The sequence below is a fragment of the Klebsiella sp. PK18 genome (assembly GCF_057784655.1).
In genome coordinates this window covers 1,553,851-1,568,220 of record NZ_CM173493.1, presented here as the reverse complement: position 1 = coordinate 1,568,220, position 14,370 = coordinate 1,553,851, and the positions used below count along the sequence as shown (strand labels likewise).

16 protein-coding genes, 1 tRNA gene and 1 pseudogene are annotated in these 14,370 nt (G+C 55.7%); 9 read left to right on the top strand and 9 right to left on the bottom strand.

Going from position 1 to position 14,370, the window contains the following annotated elements:
* Positions 1-55: 55 nt before the first annotated feature.
* On the bottom strand, positions 56-943 hold the full coding sequence (locus AC3EMD_RS07700) for a LysR family transcriptional regulator (protein WP_008803999.1): 888 nt from the start codon (positions 941-943) through the stop codon (positions 56-58).
* Between the two features lie 103 nt (positions 944-1,046).
* On the opposite strand from AC3EMD_RS07700, the gene AC3EMD_RS07695 reads away from it, so the two are divergent.
* Positions 1,047-2,333: a serine hydrolase domain-containing protein gene (locus AC3EMD_RS07695; protein ID WP_012541013.1), complete on the top strand. Its 1,287-nt coding sequence runs from the start codon at positions 1,047-1,049 to the stop codon at positions 2,331-2,333.
* A gap of 20 nt (positions 2,334-2,353) precedes the next feature.
* On the opposite strand, the gene AC3EMD_RS07690 is transcribed toward AC3EMD_RS07695, so the two are convergent.
* Entirely contained in the window at positions 2,354-2,950 is a 597-nt protein-coding gene (locus AC3EMD_RS07690) for an NUDIX domain-containing protein (RefSeq protein WP_038421545.1), read from the bottom strand.
* Between the two features lie 81 nt (positions 2,951-3,031).
* On the opposite strand from AC3EMD_RS07690, the gene AC3EMD_RS07685 reads away from it, so the two are divergent.
* Complete coding sequence (locus tag AC3EMD_RS07685; protein ID WP_008803996.1) at positions 3,032-3,793, top strand: DeoR/GlpR family DNA-binding transcription regulator; 762 nt, start codon at positions 3,032-3,034, stop codon at positions 3,791-3,793.
* A gap of 19 nt (positions 3,794-3,812) precedes the next feature.
* On the opposite strand, the gene yejK is transcribed toward AC3EMD_RS07685, so the two are convergent.
* Complete coding sequence (gene yejK / locus AC3EMD_RS07680) at positions 3,813-4,820, bottom strand: nucleoid-associated protein YejK (protein ID WP_008803995.1); 1,008 nt, start codon at positions 4,818-4,820, stop codon at positions 3,813-3,815.
* A 186-nt stretch (positions 4,821-5,006) separates the two neighbouring features.
* Between yejK and AC3EMD_RS07675 the strand changes: the two genes are divergently transcribed.
* The 4 genes and pseudogenes from AC3EMD_RS07675 to AC3EMD_RS07660 all read left to right on the top strand — a co-directional run.
* Positions 5,007-5,234, top strand: coding sequence for a YejL family protein (locus AC3EMD_RS07675; RefSeq protein WP_004195346.1), 228 nt, complete (start codon positions 5,007-5,009; stop codon positions 5,232-5,234).
* A gap of 18 nt (positions 5,235-5,252) precedes the next feature.
* Positions 5,253-7,013, top strand: coding sequence for an LPS biosynthesis-modulating metalloenzyme YejM (gene yejM, locus AC3EMD_RS07670; RefSeq protein WP_008803994.1), 1,761 nt, complete (start codon positions 5,253-5,255; stop codon positions 7,011-7,013).
* Positions 7,014-7,089: 76 nt separating this feature from the next.
* A tRNA-Pro gene (locus AC3EMD_RS07665) sits at positions 7,090-7,166 on the top strand.
* A gap of 188 nt (positions 7,167-7,354) precedes the next feature.
* Positions 7,355-7,450 (top strand): annotated as a pseudogene (locus AC3EMD_RS07660) (AraC family transcriptional regulator); the annotation flags it as partial.
* Positions 7,451-7,462: 12 nt separating this feature from the next.
* On the opposite strand, the gene AC3EMD_RS07655 reads toward AC3EMD_RS07660, so the two are convergent.
* The 6 genes from AC3EMD_RS07655 to AC3EMD_RS07630 form a co-directional block, all read right to left on the bottom strand.
* Positions 7,463-8,251 carry a pyrroline-5-carboxylate reductase family protein gene (locus AC3EMD_RS07655; protein WP_302074012.1) on the bottom strand — a complete coding sequence of 263 codons (789 nt, stop codon included), beginning with the start codon at positions 8,249-8,251 and terminating at the stop codon, positions 7,463-7,465.
* A gap of 206 nt (positions 8,252-8,457) precedes the next feature.
* On the bottom strand, positions 8,458-8,997 hold the full coding sequence (locus tag AC3EMD_RS07650) for an L-2-amino-thiazoline-4-carboxylic acid hydrolase (protein ID WP_032730830.1): 540 nt from the start codon (positions 8,995-8,997) through the stop codon (positions 8,458-8,460).
* Between the two features lie 4 nt (positions 8,998-9,001).
* The gene (locus AC3EMD_RS07645; protein WP_022065447.1) at positions 9,002-9,844 is read right to left on the bottom strand and encodes a transporter substrate-binding domain-containing protein; all 843 of its coding nucleotides are present in this window, start codon (positions 9,842-9,844) and stop codon (positions 9,002-9,004) included.
* A complete protein-coding gene (locus tag AC3EMD_RS07640; RefSeq protein ID WP_016161566.1) occupies positions 9,834-10,586 on the bottom strand; it encodes an amino acid ABC transporter permease in 753 nt (250 codons plus the stop codon). Before AC3EMD_RS07640 ends, AC3EMD_RS07645 begins: the two co-directional genes overlap by 11 nt.
* A gap of 9 nt (positions 10,587-10,595) precedes the next feature.
* Complete coding sequence (locus AC3EMD_RS07635) at positions 10,596-11,294, bottom strand: amino acid ABC transporter permease (protein WP_302074177.1); 699 nt, start codon at positions 11,292-11,294, stop codon at positions 10,596-10,598.
* An 8-nt stretch (positions 11,295-11,302) separates the two neighbouring features.
* A complete protein-coding gene (locus AC3EMD_RS07630) occupies positions 11,303-12,043 on the bottom strand; it encodes an amino acid ABC transporter ATP-binding protein (RefSeq protein WP_302074011.1) in 741 nt (246 codons plus the stop codon).
* Between the two features lie 333 nt (positions 12,044-12,376).
* On the opposite strand from AC3EMD_RS07630, the gene AC3EMD_RS07625 reads away from it, so the two are divergent.
* The 3 genes from AC3EMD_RS07625 (at position 12,377) to AC3EMD_RS07615 (ending at position 14,303) form a co-directional block, all read left to right on the top strand.
* Positions 12,377-12,586, top strand: a complete 210-nt coding sequence (locus AC3EMD_RS07625) for a YdgH/BhsA/McbA-like domain containing protein (protein WP_004102265.1) — start codon at positions 12,377-12,379, stop codon at positions 12,584-12,586.
* 70 nt (positions 12,587-12,656) lie between these two features.
* Complete coding sequence (locus AC3EMD_RS07620) at positions 12,657-12,845, top strand: hypothetical protein (protein WP_008803987.1); 189 nt, start codon at positions 12,657-12,659, stop codon at positions 12,843-12,845.
* 348 nt (positions 12,846-13,193) lie between these two features.
* Positions 13,194-14,303, top strand: coding sequence for an AI-2E family transporter (locus AC3EMD_RS07615; RefSeq protein WP_012967534.1), 1,110 nt, complete (start codon positions 13,194-13,196; stop codon positions 14,301-14,303).
* Positions 14,304-14,370: the final 67 nt, after the last annotated feature.

Sequence of the window (14,370 nt, the reverse complement as noted above, 5' to 3'; positions counted from 1 at the left end):
CCGATAGCAAGTTGTATGGCAAACGCCCTGGTGTCTTCTGACCCGGGGCGTTTTGTTATCGGCGCCGCCAAAGTTCCGGCGCCTCGTCCACGAGGTCGCTCAGCATCCGGTGCTTATTCATGCCGGGCAGCCAGAGCATCACCATGGTCACGTTCAGTCCCTGACTGCCGACCTCGGTAGCTATTTCAGCAACCCCCTGCCACTCGCCTGGCCGTAAATGTTCCGGTAAAAACCCCCAGCCCATCCCCTGCTCCATCGCATGGCGCAGCAGCGCGATTTCATTCATATACAGCGTATGGCCGGATATCTGTAGCCGGCGGGCGATCTGATCGTCACTGCGCCGGTGCATCACCAGCTGTGGCGTTAGCGATAAATTCAGCAATGTCAGCGGCCGTGCGGCGTCAGTAAACAATCCTTGCGCGGCGTAAAAACGTAAATCAACGGTGCCCAGCGCCCGCCACTCCATTTCGCTGCCCAGCGTACGATTATTAGCCTGGCAAATGGCCATATCCGCGATGCCCTCGCTCAGCGCCTGCTCGGCTTCGCGCCGCGAGGCGCTCCAGCAGCTTAAACGGATCTGCCGCCGGGCAAGCGTATCAGCCAGCAAACAGAGAAATTCACGCGGCACGAAGGGATCGTACACCAGACGTAACGCCTGCCAGGCCGTTTGCGGCAGCGTTTGCGCAAAAGACTCGAAAGCCTGCGCCTGACGCAACAGCAGGTGTGCCTGGCGAAAAAGCTGCTCGCCTTCGGCGGTTAGCGTCAGGCTACGCCCTTCACGGCTGAACAGCCGGTAGCCCAGCGCATCTTCCAGATAGTCCAGCAGATCGCGAAGCGTGGTCCGGTCTTTAGCTAAACGAATGGCCGCCTGCGACAGGCTGCCAGTTTCGGCGATGGTGGCGAAGGCCTCAATCTGTGCGAAAGAATACTGCAGGGTTTTCATCCCTCTCTCCCTTGCGGGGGAAAATCCCCCCTATGCTGATTTTAGCCTTCGCGAGCCGATTTATATACTGCGCAGCGAATCTATGGCAAACGAGGAAATAAAAATGATAAAAAAACCACTGGCTCTGGCGTTAATTTTGGCGGCGCTGCCGGCGGCGGCGATGGCGCAAAACTGCGGCGACCTGACGCTGGATGTCTGCCCCACCCCTTACGACCAAACGCTACCCGCGGCCAAAGACATGCTCACCTGGGATCAGGCGTCACGCGTCGTTGGCTTTCGTAACGACTATCGCAATTATGCCGGAGACGTCTTCCGCCACGGCGCAGCGGTCCCGCTGGAGCGTGCTGAAAAGCCACTGACCCACGCCAGCTATACCCTCAACGGCCACACCTGGACGCTACAGGATTACCTGAAGCGCGAGAACGTCAGCGGCATGCTGGTGCTGAAAGATGGCAAAGTCGCCTGGAAATACCTTGGCAACGGCAACACCGATACCACGCTGTGGACCTCTCGCTCGGTGGGGAAATCGGTGGTTTCGACGCTGGTGGGCATCGCCATTCAGCAGGGGAAAATCCACTCCCTCGATGACCTGATTACCGTTTATGAACCCGAACTAAAAGGCACCGCCTGGGACGGTGTAACGCTCAGGCAACTCATTCAACATACCAGCGGCGTGGACTGGAATGAAGATTACACCAATCCGCAGTCGCACTTTGCCCGCCTGACCCAGTGTGAAGCGCAGCCCGGCGCCTATGATTGCGTACGTAAAATTGTGTCGACGCTGTCGCGTAAACACCCGGCAGGCGAGCAGTGGTCCTACTCTTCCGGCGGCGCCTGGTTGCTGGGCGATGTGCTGGAACGCGCGACCGGTATGTCGCTGGCCGCCTGGCTTGAGCAGTCGCTGTGGCAGCCTGCGGGTATGGCCCACGATGGCGTATGGCATGCTTATCAGCAAGGGAAGCATGATGTTGGCGCCCACGGCTTTAACGCCACCCTCGAAGACTGGGGCCGCTTTGGCGAGTTTGTCGCCCGCGATGGTCGGTTAAGCAACGGCAAACAGCTGGTGCCCGCAGGTTGGTTCGACCAGGCCGCAAGCTGGACAAAAGCGCTGAACTCGGTTTCAGCAGCGCATCCGCAAGGTATCTACGGCTATCAGTGGTGGAACAACGCCATTCCGGCCAATGCGCAACACGTACAGCCGACGCCGCAGGAAGGACTGCAGGGCTCGCTGTGGGCGCTGGGGATCTATGGCCAGGTGATCATGGTGAACCGCGCGGAACATCTGGTGATCGTCCAGTGGTCGACCTGGCCGCAGGCGGAACCGTCCTTCAACGCCCAGCCGCTGGAAGCGGCGCTGATGTACAGCGCCATTGCCCGCGAATTGCGCTAATCTCCCCTGCTCCTTGCCGCTTAGCCGGCGAGGAGCGTATCGGCATTCAGCGCCAGATGCTGCAACAGCATTATCGTTTTCGCATCCATGATCTCGCCATCGCGAATAGCCTGCAGCGCCCGCGCCAGCGGCCACTCCAGCACTTCAATATCCTCACCTTCTGCCGCCAACCCGCCGCCGTCGCCCCGACGGTCATCGGCCTGATATTCCGCGATAAAAAAGTAGAGCTTCTCGGTCACGGAGCCTGGACTCATAAAGACAGTGAAGACGGGTTCGACACGCGTCACGCGAAAGCCGGTCTCCTCTTCCGCTTCGGCAACGATCCGCGCCTCCGGAGAGGCGTTATCCAGCAGCCCGGCGGCAGCCTCAATCAGATACCCATCGTGACCGTGGATAAATACCGGAAATCGGAACTGGCGCGTCAGGACCACCGTCCGCTTCTCACGGTTATAGAGTAAAATGACCGCGCCGTTGCCGCGATCATAGGCTTCCCGGCTCTGCTCCTGCCAGCAACCGTCCCGGCGCAGCAGTTCAAAAGTATATTTTTTCAGGGTGTACCAGTTGTCAGAGAGCAGCGTCTCGCGAACGTGGCGGACGTGCGGTGCGTGAGTTTGCATGTTATATCCCCTTTGAGATGACAGCCGGCACCATAACATGCATAATCAGGCACAAACAAGATCATTCGTGAAGGAAAAATCATGCTCGCCAGTCAGAGAAAACAGCAGATCCTCCAGATCCTCACCGAGGAAAAACAGGTGATGTCCGGGGAGCTAAGCCAGCGGTTCAACGTCTCCGAGGACTCCATTCGCCGCGATCTGCGCGAGCTGGCGGCGGAAGGAAAACTGCAGCGGGTCCACGGCGGCGCACTGCCGGTTTCTGCCGCTATTGCGCCTATTGAAACGCGCAAAAGCGTGCAGATCGCCTCCAAGCAGGCAGTCGCCCGCGCCGCCGCCGCGCTGATCCAGCCTGGACAGGTGGTGATTGTCGATGGCGGCACCACCACTGCGGCAATGATCGGCTTTTTACCTGCGGAACTGAACTGTACGGTGGTCACCCACAGCCCTGGCATCGCCGTGGCGCTGGTGGACCACCCGCGAATCGAGGTGATCCTGCTCGGGGGCAAAGTGTTTAAACATTCGGTCGTCGCTGTGGGCGCCGAGACGCTGGCGGGTATGGCGCGGATCAATGCCGATCTGTTCTTTATGGGGGTGACCGGCATCCACCCGCGGGCAGGTTTCACTACCGGTGATTATGAAGAAGCGGGCATCAAACGCGCACTGGCGGCCAGAGCGGCGGAAACCGTGGTGATGGCGTCCCGGGAGAAGCTCAACGCCGCGTCAGCCTTTGCCATCGGCGAACTGAGCCTCGCCAGTACGCTTATCGTCGACGGTGAACCCGACGCCGCGCTGCGCCAGCAGCTGGTGCAGTGCGGCGTGGAGATCATCCCCGTTCAGCGATAGCGCCGACAGGGCATGGGGCTTAATTGCCGCCGGACGTCCGGCGCTGCAGCTGGTCGCGCAGGTTCGGCGGGGTGCCCTTAATGGTCAGGGTATCGGTGGCGGGATCCCAGAATACGCGTTCACCTAACAGCATGGCGTCGAAGTTAATGGTCAATCCGCCGCCGCTGCCGGCAAACTTGGTCAGCTGGCGTAAGGTGCTGCGATCCGCCGGGAAGCTCTCTTCCAGCTCATAGCCCTGCGCGGCAGTGAATTCCTGGAAGCTCTTTTCGCTGACGCCGGCGAGCTCTTTGGACAGTGACTCCAGCTCAATCTCTTCCCCGGCCTGCAGCTGTTCGTTGCAGTACGCGTAGACCTGCTGACGCACATTCTGTCGCTCGGATTTATCAAGCTGAGCATCGGCGGCGAAGTCGTCCACCGCCTGCAGCAGGCCGCGGTTCTGCGCTTTGGCGTTAAGCCCTTCGCTGGCGCCGAGGAAATCCATAAAGAAATCGGCCACTTTGCGCCCTACCCGCCCTTTCAGGAAGGTCAGATAGCGGGTCGACTCCGGGTTGGTTTCCCACTCGGTTAAATCGATGCGCGCGACGATATCAGCATGGTTAATATCCAGATAATGGGTCGAGCGGATATCCAGCTCTTCGTTGACGCGCATACTGCTCAGGTTATTGAGCACCGCCACCAGCAGATACTCGACCGCCAGGTAACGATACTGGCAGAAGAGGACGATCCCCCCTTCGGCGAACGGGTATTTCGCCAGTTCATCGCGCAGACGACCAGTCGCCGCGCGGCTGAACGCCAGAAACTCTTCTTCCCCCTGACGCTGCAGGCGCAGCGCCTGCGCCAGTTCACTCTCTTCATTGAACAGGCCATAGGCTTTGCTTTTGGCGCTATAGACCCGGTGCAGTTCAGCCATCATCTCGACGACCGTCGCATTCGGCTCCAGCAGTGACTCGCGCAGCACCAGCTCCAGATTTTGTTCATCACGTTTGATTAACTGATGCAGGGCAATCTGGTCGATATCCAGACTCATGTTAAACTCTCCTTTTAGACCGGGCGGTATTCAACCACCGCCGGGTTACCGACGCAACTGGCGCCACACATTTCGACGTTGTTACCGACGATCGGTGCGCTTTTGCGTCGCGGCGAAAAAATGCGGAAAAAAAGCTGCTGCTACGGTAATATGTTGCCCTTTCACGAACAAACAGATTTTGAGTTTATGCCGCAAATTTCCCGCTATAGCGATCAACAGGTCGAACAGTTGCTCAGCGAGCTAACGAACGTCCTGGAATCACACAAAGCCCCGGTTGACCTTTCACTAATGGTGTTAGGCAATATGGTGACCAACCTGATCAACAGTAGCGTCGCGCCGGCGCAGCGTCAGGCCATCGCCCGTTCTTTCGCGCAGGCTTTGCAGTCTTCCATTAACGACGATCCGGCGCATTAAGGATAACAGCAACAGTATATGGTGACTCTACGTCAGCCCTACCGAGAAAAAGTCTCCCAGATGGTCAGCTGGGGGCACTGGTTCGCCCTGTTCAACATGTTGTTGGCCATGGTGCTCGGCAGCCGCTATCTTTTTGTCGCCGACTGGCCGACGACGCTTGCCGGACGGCTTTTTTCGTACGTCAGTCTCGTCGGACACTTCAGCTTCCTGGTGTTTACCAGCTATGTGCTGATCCTCTTCCCGTTGACCTTTATCGTGGTCTCGCAGCGCCTGATGCGCTTCCTGTCGGTGATCCTTGCCACCGCCGGGATGACGCTGCTGCTGATAGATAGCGAGGTCTTCACCCGCTTCCATCTTCACTTAAACCCGGTCGTCTGGGAGCTGGTCATCAACCCTGACCAGAATGAGATGGCGCGCGACTGGCAGCTGATGTTTATCAGCGTCCCGGTCATCTTTTTGATTGAAATGCTCTTCGCCACCTGGAGCTGGCAGAAACTGCGCAGCCTGACGCGCCGCCGTCATTACGCCCGCCCGGTCGCCTGGTTCTTCTTTCTGTCGTTTATCAGCAGCCACCTGGTCTATATCTGGGCGGATGCCAACTTCTATCGCCCGATCACGATGCAGCGGGCGAATCTGCCGCTCTCTTATCCGATGACCGCCCGCCGTTTCCTCGAGAAACATGGCCTGCTCGACGCCCAGGATTATCAGCGTCGTCTGGTGGAGCAAGGGGCGCCGGAGGCGGTATCGGTCCAGTATCCGCTCAGCAACCTGCGCTACCGTGATCTCGGCGCGGGCTACAACGTGCTGCTGATCACCGTCGACAACCTGAACTATTCGCGGTTTGAAAAGACCATGCCGGCGCTGGCGGCGTTCGCCAAAGAGAACGTCAATTTTACCCAGCATATGAGTTCGGGTAATACCGCCGACAGCGGCCTGTTTGGCCTGTTCTACGGTATTTCACCAGGCTATATGGACGGTGTCCTCTCGGCGCGTATTCCCGCCGCGTTGATCACCGCCCTCAACCAGCAGGGCTACCAGCTGGGCCTGTTCTCCTCCGATGGGTTTAGCAGCCCGCTCTATCGCCAGGCGCTGCTCTCCGACTTCTCGCTACCGAGCGCGAAGACTCAGAGCGACGAGCAGACGGCCAATCAGTGGATCGGCTGGCTGGACCGTTACGCGCAGGATGAGAATCGCTGGTTCTCGTGGATCTCGCTCAACGGCACCACCCTCGACGACACGCAGCAACAGGGCTTTGTCCGCCGTTACAGCAAGGCGGCAGGTGATGTTGACGCCCAAATTGATCGGGTGCTGACCGCGCTACGCGCAGCCGGCAAGCTCGACAACACGGTGGTGATTATCACTGGCGGCCACGGCAAGCCGCTTAACGTCAAACACGACTCGTTCGACTGGTCGCGCGAGCAGTTGCAGGTGCCGCTGGTTATTCACTGGCCGGGCACGCCGGCGCAGGAAATTGCCACGCTGACCGATAACAAAGATGTAATGACCACGCTGATGCAGCGCCTGCTCCACGTTTCGACGCCAGCCAATGAGTACTCGCAGGGTGAAGATCTGTTCAGCGCCGCACGACGTCGGAACTGGGTCACCGCGGCCAACGGCGATACGCTGGCCATTACCACCCCGACCATCACCGTGGTCCTCAACCATAACGGCACCTATACCACCTGGAGCCGCGACGGCGAGAAAATTAAAGATCAGAAACCGCAGCTCAGCCTGTTGCTGCAGGTCCTGACTGACGAAAAACGCTTTATCGCTAACTGATTGATTAATTATGAATCAATCGCGCGCGACCCGCTTGCATTCGCTCGGGGAACGGGTAATATTGTTCCCCACGCGTCGGCACGTAGCGCAGCCTGGTAGCGCACCGTCATGGGGTGTCGGGGGTCGGAGGTTCAAATCCTCTCGTGCCGACCAAATCATTCACCGGTAAGTTTTGTTAACGACCGGTAACCCTACAGAAACCCGCACTCTCTCCGAGTTTGCGGGTTTTTTGTTGCCTGTTTTCCGTCGAATTTAAACGGGATCTTCAGGCATATTCCCCCTGGCATGTCGAATGACCAATGCCTGAACTTGTCCTGCTCCCCGTGGATTAATAGACGACGTTAGCGATCCGGCTGGGCGACCGTTCTCATGCAGCCTTAAGCCGTGCCTTTAAGCGCATCGCCGGAAAAGCGCCGGGTGCTGCACGGCCAGTGGCGGGAAGAAGGGGTTTAGCGCTGTCCCAGTTCACGGGTACGCCTGACCGCCGCCAGTACGCTGCGCTGAAGGGCTGCGGCAAAGTCACTGTTGTTCAGCTCATACAGAGCGTGGATCCCGACTCCCGCCGGTGAATTATTGATATCCAGAAGCTGACGCGGATGCTTCTGGCTTTGGCGCAGCATCTCGACCGCGCCGAGGAGGTTCTCCAGCACCACCTCCGTCGCCTGAGGCCGCGACAGCCCCGCCAGTACGCCGGCATCGGTAAGCGACTCAATAAAGTAGTAAATATAGTTAGGCCCCGCGACGCCAAAACCGGTAAAGACATCGATCAACCGCTCTGGCAAATACAGCACTTTGCCAAAACCGCGCAGAAAGGGCTCGATCTCAGCCGTGCTGGCGTGGGCGTTTAAGGTTACGCCGCTATAGCCAAATCCGGTATCGGTCAGGGTATTGGGGATCGTCCTGGCAATCGGCGTTGTCTCACCAAACAGGGAGGCCAGCTTTTCCAGGGTCACTCCCGCGATCAGAGAAACCACCGTCGTCGAGCCGTTTAGCTGGGCGCGCACGCGGCTCGCCACCGCCGCCAGATCGTCCTGCGGACGGATCCCCAGCACCAGCAAAGAGGCCTCGCTTAAGCCACCGTCGCCCGACAACCGATAGCGGGAGTGCAAAGCCTCGATTCGCGCGCTGTCGATATCCTCCAGCGAGATCGCGTCCGCCCGCAGCGTACCGTTGCTTAATGACGCGCGAATAATCGCCTCCGTCATCTGTCCGGCACCAATAAAATGGACCTTTGCCATAGTTTTACTCCTTATTCAAAACGCTATTCGTCGTGACCAACACCGAAGCGCCGGCCTTGTCGCGCCGGGTCGGCAACGCGAATCCCCGTTCCGTCAGTGGGATAAATCCGTCCGTCAACGTCGCCGTCAACCGTGGTGAGCTTTTGCCCGCTCAGTGCCTGCATCGCCGCTTCTGTCTGATTAACACCTGGTTGCGTGGCCCCCACTTAAGGTTGCCATTCCGCCTCATGCGACTCTGACTGATAAAAACGCAGCCGACAGGCGGCATCACCGCGAGCCAGCGCGGTCTGCACCTCTAAACGCAGCCCCGGAAACGCGTCGGTTAACGCATGATCGCCTTCCATGCAGATATCGCATAGCGTCTCAATTTCGCTGGCGCCCCGCCCCTGCTGCCGCCAGCAGTTAACGTAAGGACAGTAGTGAAACAGGACGATAAATTCAGCCCGGCTGGCGCTAACGGGCTCCATCTCATAAACCTGAGATTCCAGACCGCAGGTAAACAGCCCGGCAAACTCCTGCAAATCCTGGCGATCGCGCATTTGCGCACGCAGCTTATGCCCGATATCGCGGCCATAGTGGCGTATGGCTTCACGCGCAAAATCATCCGCGATATGCCGTTGTCGGCTTTCGTCCAACAGGTAACCGATGGTAGCCGCGCGTTTTTCAGTAATGGCGCGCAGCGCCAGGGTCACCTCATCGTTTAAGGTGGCGGCGTTATGCGCCGGCTCCGAGCTTATTTGCGTCATGCGTTTATTCCCAGTCGGTATTCACTTTCACGTCGCTGGCGCCCGGCAGGGCATACACATCTTCGGCGTACCATTTCCGTGAGAGCTCAGCGAGGGTGCCGTCCTTTTTCAGGGCAACCAACTGCGCATCAATCGCTTTGATCAACTGCGGGTCGGTATTTTTTTTATACAAATAGACGTTAGGAAACAGGCCGACGGAATCCGAAGCTTTCAGATTGAGATTTAGCGCCTTATTTAACGCCAGTAGCGCACCAATGGGATAAATCGCCGCATCGTATTCCCCGGAAGCGACCGCTTTAAAGATATCGGCGGCGGACTGCTCGCCGTTGGGCTGCAGGTTAATTTGTTGGCCTGGATGTTTTTTGTTGTAGTTTTCAATCACCGTATAACGGGCGTCGGAGGTATGAATCGGCACCAGCTTTTTCTTACCGCTGGCGAGATCGCCAAGGTTATGAATATCGTTCTCATCGTTACGTACAATCAGGCGTAAATCGCTGATCCCGGTCGGCTCGCCGGAGTGGTCATATTTTTCCGCCCGCTCTTTGGTGAGATAAAAGTGATCCGCCGCAAGGGTATACGCGCCGGTCGACAGGCCGACGATCATCGCGTCGCGCGAGACCGCATTAAAATGAAACGTATAGTCGGTTAACCGCTGGTCCAGCACCTTTAACAGATCGCCATCGTAGCCGGTAATATTGTTGTTATCGTCCACAAAGCTAAAGGGAAAACCGTTAGCGTTAACGACAACCTCAATCGTCTTCGCGTGCGGACTTTTTTCAACCGCCTGTGCGGCGTTAATTCCCATTGCCAACGTCAGCGCACTCACCAGTAAAATTTTATTTTTCAAAATACCTTCCCCAAAATGATAACCGTGGAACACTCTTTTGTACGTTTCCTTGCCAGCGGGCGCGCAGAAACCGTTCTACACTGCGCAATGCTCTGGCAATTGCCAGGCACAGCACGATATAAATCACCAGCACGACGCAATAGGCTTCGACAAAATGAAACCCGCGCGCGGCGGCGATATTGGCTTTCGCCATCAGATCAATAACGGTGATGGTGTAAACCAGCGAGGTGTCTTTAATCAGATCGATCAGCACGCTGGTGAAGTTCGGCAGTGCGGATACTGCCGCCTGCGGAAAAATAATGCGTCGGAACTGCGTGAACCCGCTTAGCCCAATTGACCATGCGGCCTCGCGCTGCCCCTTATCAACCGCGTTCCAGCCTGCGCGAAAGGTTTCGGCGAAATACGCGCTGAAAATCAGCGATAGCGCGGTGACCGCCGCCACCAGTGGCGAGAGTTTATAGTGGTACATATTATCCTGCGGGCCGCCAAACAGCCCGGCGGCTATCCACGGCCAGACGTAAAAAAAGAAATACAGCATCACCAGTACCGGGACCGAACGGCTAAAGGAGAGAAATACCTTCGCCCCCCATTGAACCCCGGGAACCTGACGAATAATCACCCACGCCAGCGCCGCGCCCAGCAGAGTGGAAAAGAGTAAGGACAATAACGTTATCACCAGGGTAACCGGCAGCGCGCTTAAAATAAACGTAAAATTGTCCCGAATGAACGCCAGGCTAAACATGTTAATCTATCACTCCAGCAGGAACTGATACTTCTTTTCAATACGAGTGGTAAAATAGAGAATAATACTATTCAGCACCCAGTAAACGATAATAACACTAATAAACGCCGCAACCTGTTTAGCCCCATAGCTATTTTGCGAAATCTTTTGTGCACGGCCAAAAATATCTACAATACCAATAATATTGACCAGTGAGGTCATCTTCACGAGGTTAATTAAAAGATTACCAAAAACGGGAATGGCAATAATGAGCCCCTGGGGAAAAATAATCCGCAGCATTCCCTTATGCCAGGGAATATTGAGGCTGATGATGGCCTCTTTCTGGCCGGTATCCACCGCACGCCACGCGGAGCGCATCATTTCTGCAAAATAGGGACTGATGCTGACCGAAATAGACAACACCGCAAAGGTGGTATCGCTAATCCATAGCGGCGGCAGCGCCAGCGCAATCAAAATTAATTTTCCGCCGAAGAAAAACAGCAGGATCAGCAGCGCCAGGGGGGCGCCACGCAGAATGTCGGTATACCCGTTTGCCACCGCGCTGAGCGGCTTAAAGCGACTAAACTGCAGCAGCACAATCAGCAGCGCGATCGTCAAACCAAGCAGCAGCGATGCCAGCGTTATCCCGAGGGTCACGGGTAAATTTTCCAGCAGTTTCGGCAATATTCCGGCGATATCCTGCCAGTTAAAGAGCGGGTTATTGTTCATCATTAGCCTCAGGCATGATAGTGCAGTTGCGCCAGAAACGCCCGGGTTCGCCCCTGCTGTGCTGCGCCAAATATCTGTTCCGCCGGGCCCTGCTCAACGATTTCGCCGTTTTCCATAAATACCACCCGGGAAGCGACCTGGCGGGCGAACGCCATTTCATGGGTCACGATAATCATCGTCTGACCCGCAGCGGCAATCGTCTGAATAAGCTCCAGCACGTCACCAACTTTTTCCGGATCCAGCGCGGAAGTCGGCTCATCCAGCAGCAGAACGGCGGGGTTAATTGCCAGCGCCCGCGCAATCCCGATACGCTGCTTTTGGCCGCCGGAGAGACTATGCGGATAGCTGTCTTTTTTATGCAATAACCCCACCTGCTTTAAGAGTCGTTCAGCAATATCCTGCGCCTCCTGACGCGGGCGCTTTTGAGCGTAAATCAGGCCTTCGGTAATATTCTGCAGTGCGGTCAGATTATGAAAGAGATTCCACGATTGAAAAACCATGGCGGTTTTCGCCCGTAGCTTTTCAATCTCCTTTTTGCCCGCTTTTGCGCAATCCAGCGCCACATCATCTATTCTTATTTGCCCGCTATCGGCAGGCTCCAGGAAATTAAGCGTACGTAATAGCGTGGTTTTCCCTGAGCCGCTGGGGCCAATAATGCAAATAATCTCGCCGGAATGAATACTGAGCGAGACCTCTTTTAGCACTCTTTCACCGGAGAAGCTTTTACTGATCTTATTAATAGTTATCATAATTAAATATTCGTGGATAATTTTTATTTGCCGCACGCCGGCGCTTATTGCTGCCTAAAAACTATATTGCTGCAGTTCAGATGATAGCAAACAAGAAAATCATCTATCGAAAGTTAAAAAATAACTTTTTATATATTTGTTATGACAATGAGGCTGAATTGTAATTTAGCTTTCTTAACAAAACTGGATGGCGATACTTGACAATAATTATTCAAATTTACTGAACAATGAGAGCAAATTGTTTCGATTTTAATCATCCGACCGTCAGCCTATCATTTATCACATCGGGGCAACAACGCTCCAACACTGACAAAACACTTAAGGAATACGACCATGAAATCCATCAAAACTTTCGTTGCAGTTGCCGCACTCTCTATGATCTCTTTCGGTACTTTTGCTCAGAGCATCAGCGCCAGCGCTTCCACCCTGGACCGCGCAGAAGCCAAAATTGCCGCGCAGGCCGCAGAGCAAGGCGCGTCTTACAAAATCACCAGCGCTCAATTCAATAACCGCGTACATATGACCGCTGAGCTGACGAAATAAAATCGCCACATTGCCGGGCCGCCGGAAGAAACAGGCGACAGCGACAGCACGATGAAATAAGGAACTGAACATGAAAAATATCGGCGTAGTCACCGCACTGCTGTTGGCCGCTACACTTTCGTCCGGCGTGATGGCCGCAGAGAAGAGCCAGACGCATCCGGAGGCGGGTTCCAATATCGATACATCGATGCATCAGAATCATATTGATGTCAGCCATGCCTTTGATAAAGAGAGCCTGACCGCAGGCAATCTTCAGTAAGACACTGCATAAGGCGCGCGTGGAAATATCCGCTGCGCGCTTTTTTTCTGCCCGTTTGACCATGGATTATCCGCCATAACCTCCGCTTTTGCCGTATCGATATACTACGCTTCTACACCTCGTTGCTTCCTGACAGCACATTTTGCAGATAACACTGCTTTCATCATGCGTACCGGACAGGCATTGAAAGCAGAAGTTGTCTGTTTTACTCAATAGCGTCCGCAGGGTTTTCTGCCAGGGTTTTTATCCACTTTTTCCCCTCTGTTATAGAGTACGACTATCCTGATGGTAAATTACGTCGTAGCATCTATCATTCGACTGTATAACTCATAAGCAGGAGCGGATGACATGAGAGTTAATGGACTTACCAAAGGATTTTTCATCCTTATCGTCTTTATTGTAACCCTGGCCTTTTTTGATGTTCTCTCACCCTATTATTCCGCCATCCTCTGGGCCGCGATCCTTGCGGTGATTTTTAATCCGGTCAAAAACAAGATTCGCACTCGCCTCGGCGAGCGTAATGGCCTCGCGGCGCTGCTGACCATCGTCATTATCTGCCTTATCGTTTTTACGCCGCTGGCGATCATCCTCTCGTCGCTGGCCTACGAGCTGAACGTGGTGTATAGCAAACTTCAGCATAACGACACTCAGTTCCCGACGGTGGTCGCCAGTCTGTTTGCTCACCTCCCCGGCTGGGCCAGAGGTTTCCTTGCCGAGCACAACCTCGATAGCGCGCAGCAGATCCAGCAGCAGCTCTCCGATGTTGCGCTGAAAAGCGGCCAGTATCTGGCCGGCAGCGCGTTTCTGATTGGTAAAGGCACCTTTGGCTTTACCGTCAGCTTCGGCATTATGCTGTACCTGCTGTTCTTCCTGCTGAAGGATGGGCCTTACCTGGTGCTGTTGACTCTCGAATCTCTGCCGTTATCGAGCTATGTGAAGCAGCACCTGTTCGCTAAATTCGCCGCGGTCGCCCGCGCCACGGTAAAAGGCACCGTGGCCGTGGCGCTGGCGCAGGGGGCGCTGGGCGGCTTTGCCTTCTGGGTTGCCGGTCTGGACGGCAGCATTCTGTGGGGTGCGCTGATGGCGTTCCTGTCGCTTATCCCGGCGGTAGGCTCGGCCATTATCTGGGTGCCGGCGGCGATTTACCTCTTCGCCACCGGGCAGCTGTGGCAGGGCGCCTTTATCGTCGGCTTCTTTGTGATTGTGATTGGCCTGGTGGATAACATTCTGCGTCCGCTGCTGGTGGGCAAGGATACCAAAATGCCGGACTACCTGATCCTTATCGCCACGCTGGGCGGCATGGAGATCTACGGTATCAACGGATTCGTTATCGGGCCGCTGATTGCCGCCTTGTTTATCGCTTGCTGGAACCTGCTGTCGGGACGAGAGCATGCCGGTAATACCGATGAAATAGATGAAGAATTCATTGAGGAAGCGAAAAATAGCCGCAACGAATAAGCTTCATGGGCCGCCGTGGCGCAAGGTGCGACACGGCATCACACCAGTACATAACACCATTCATTTT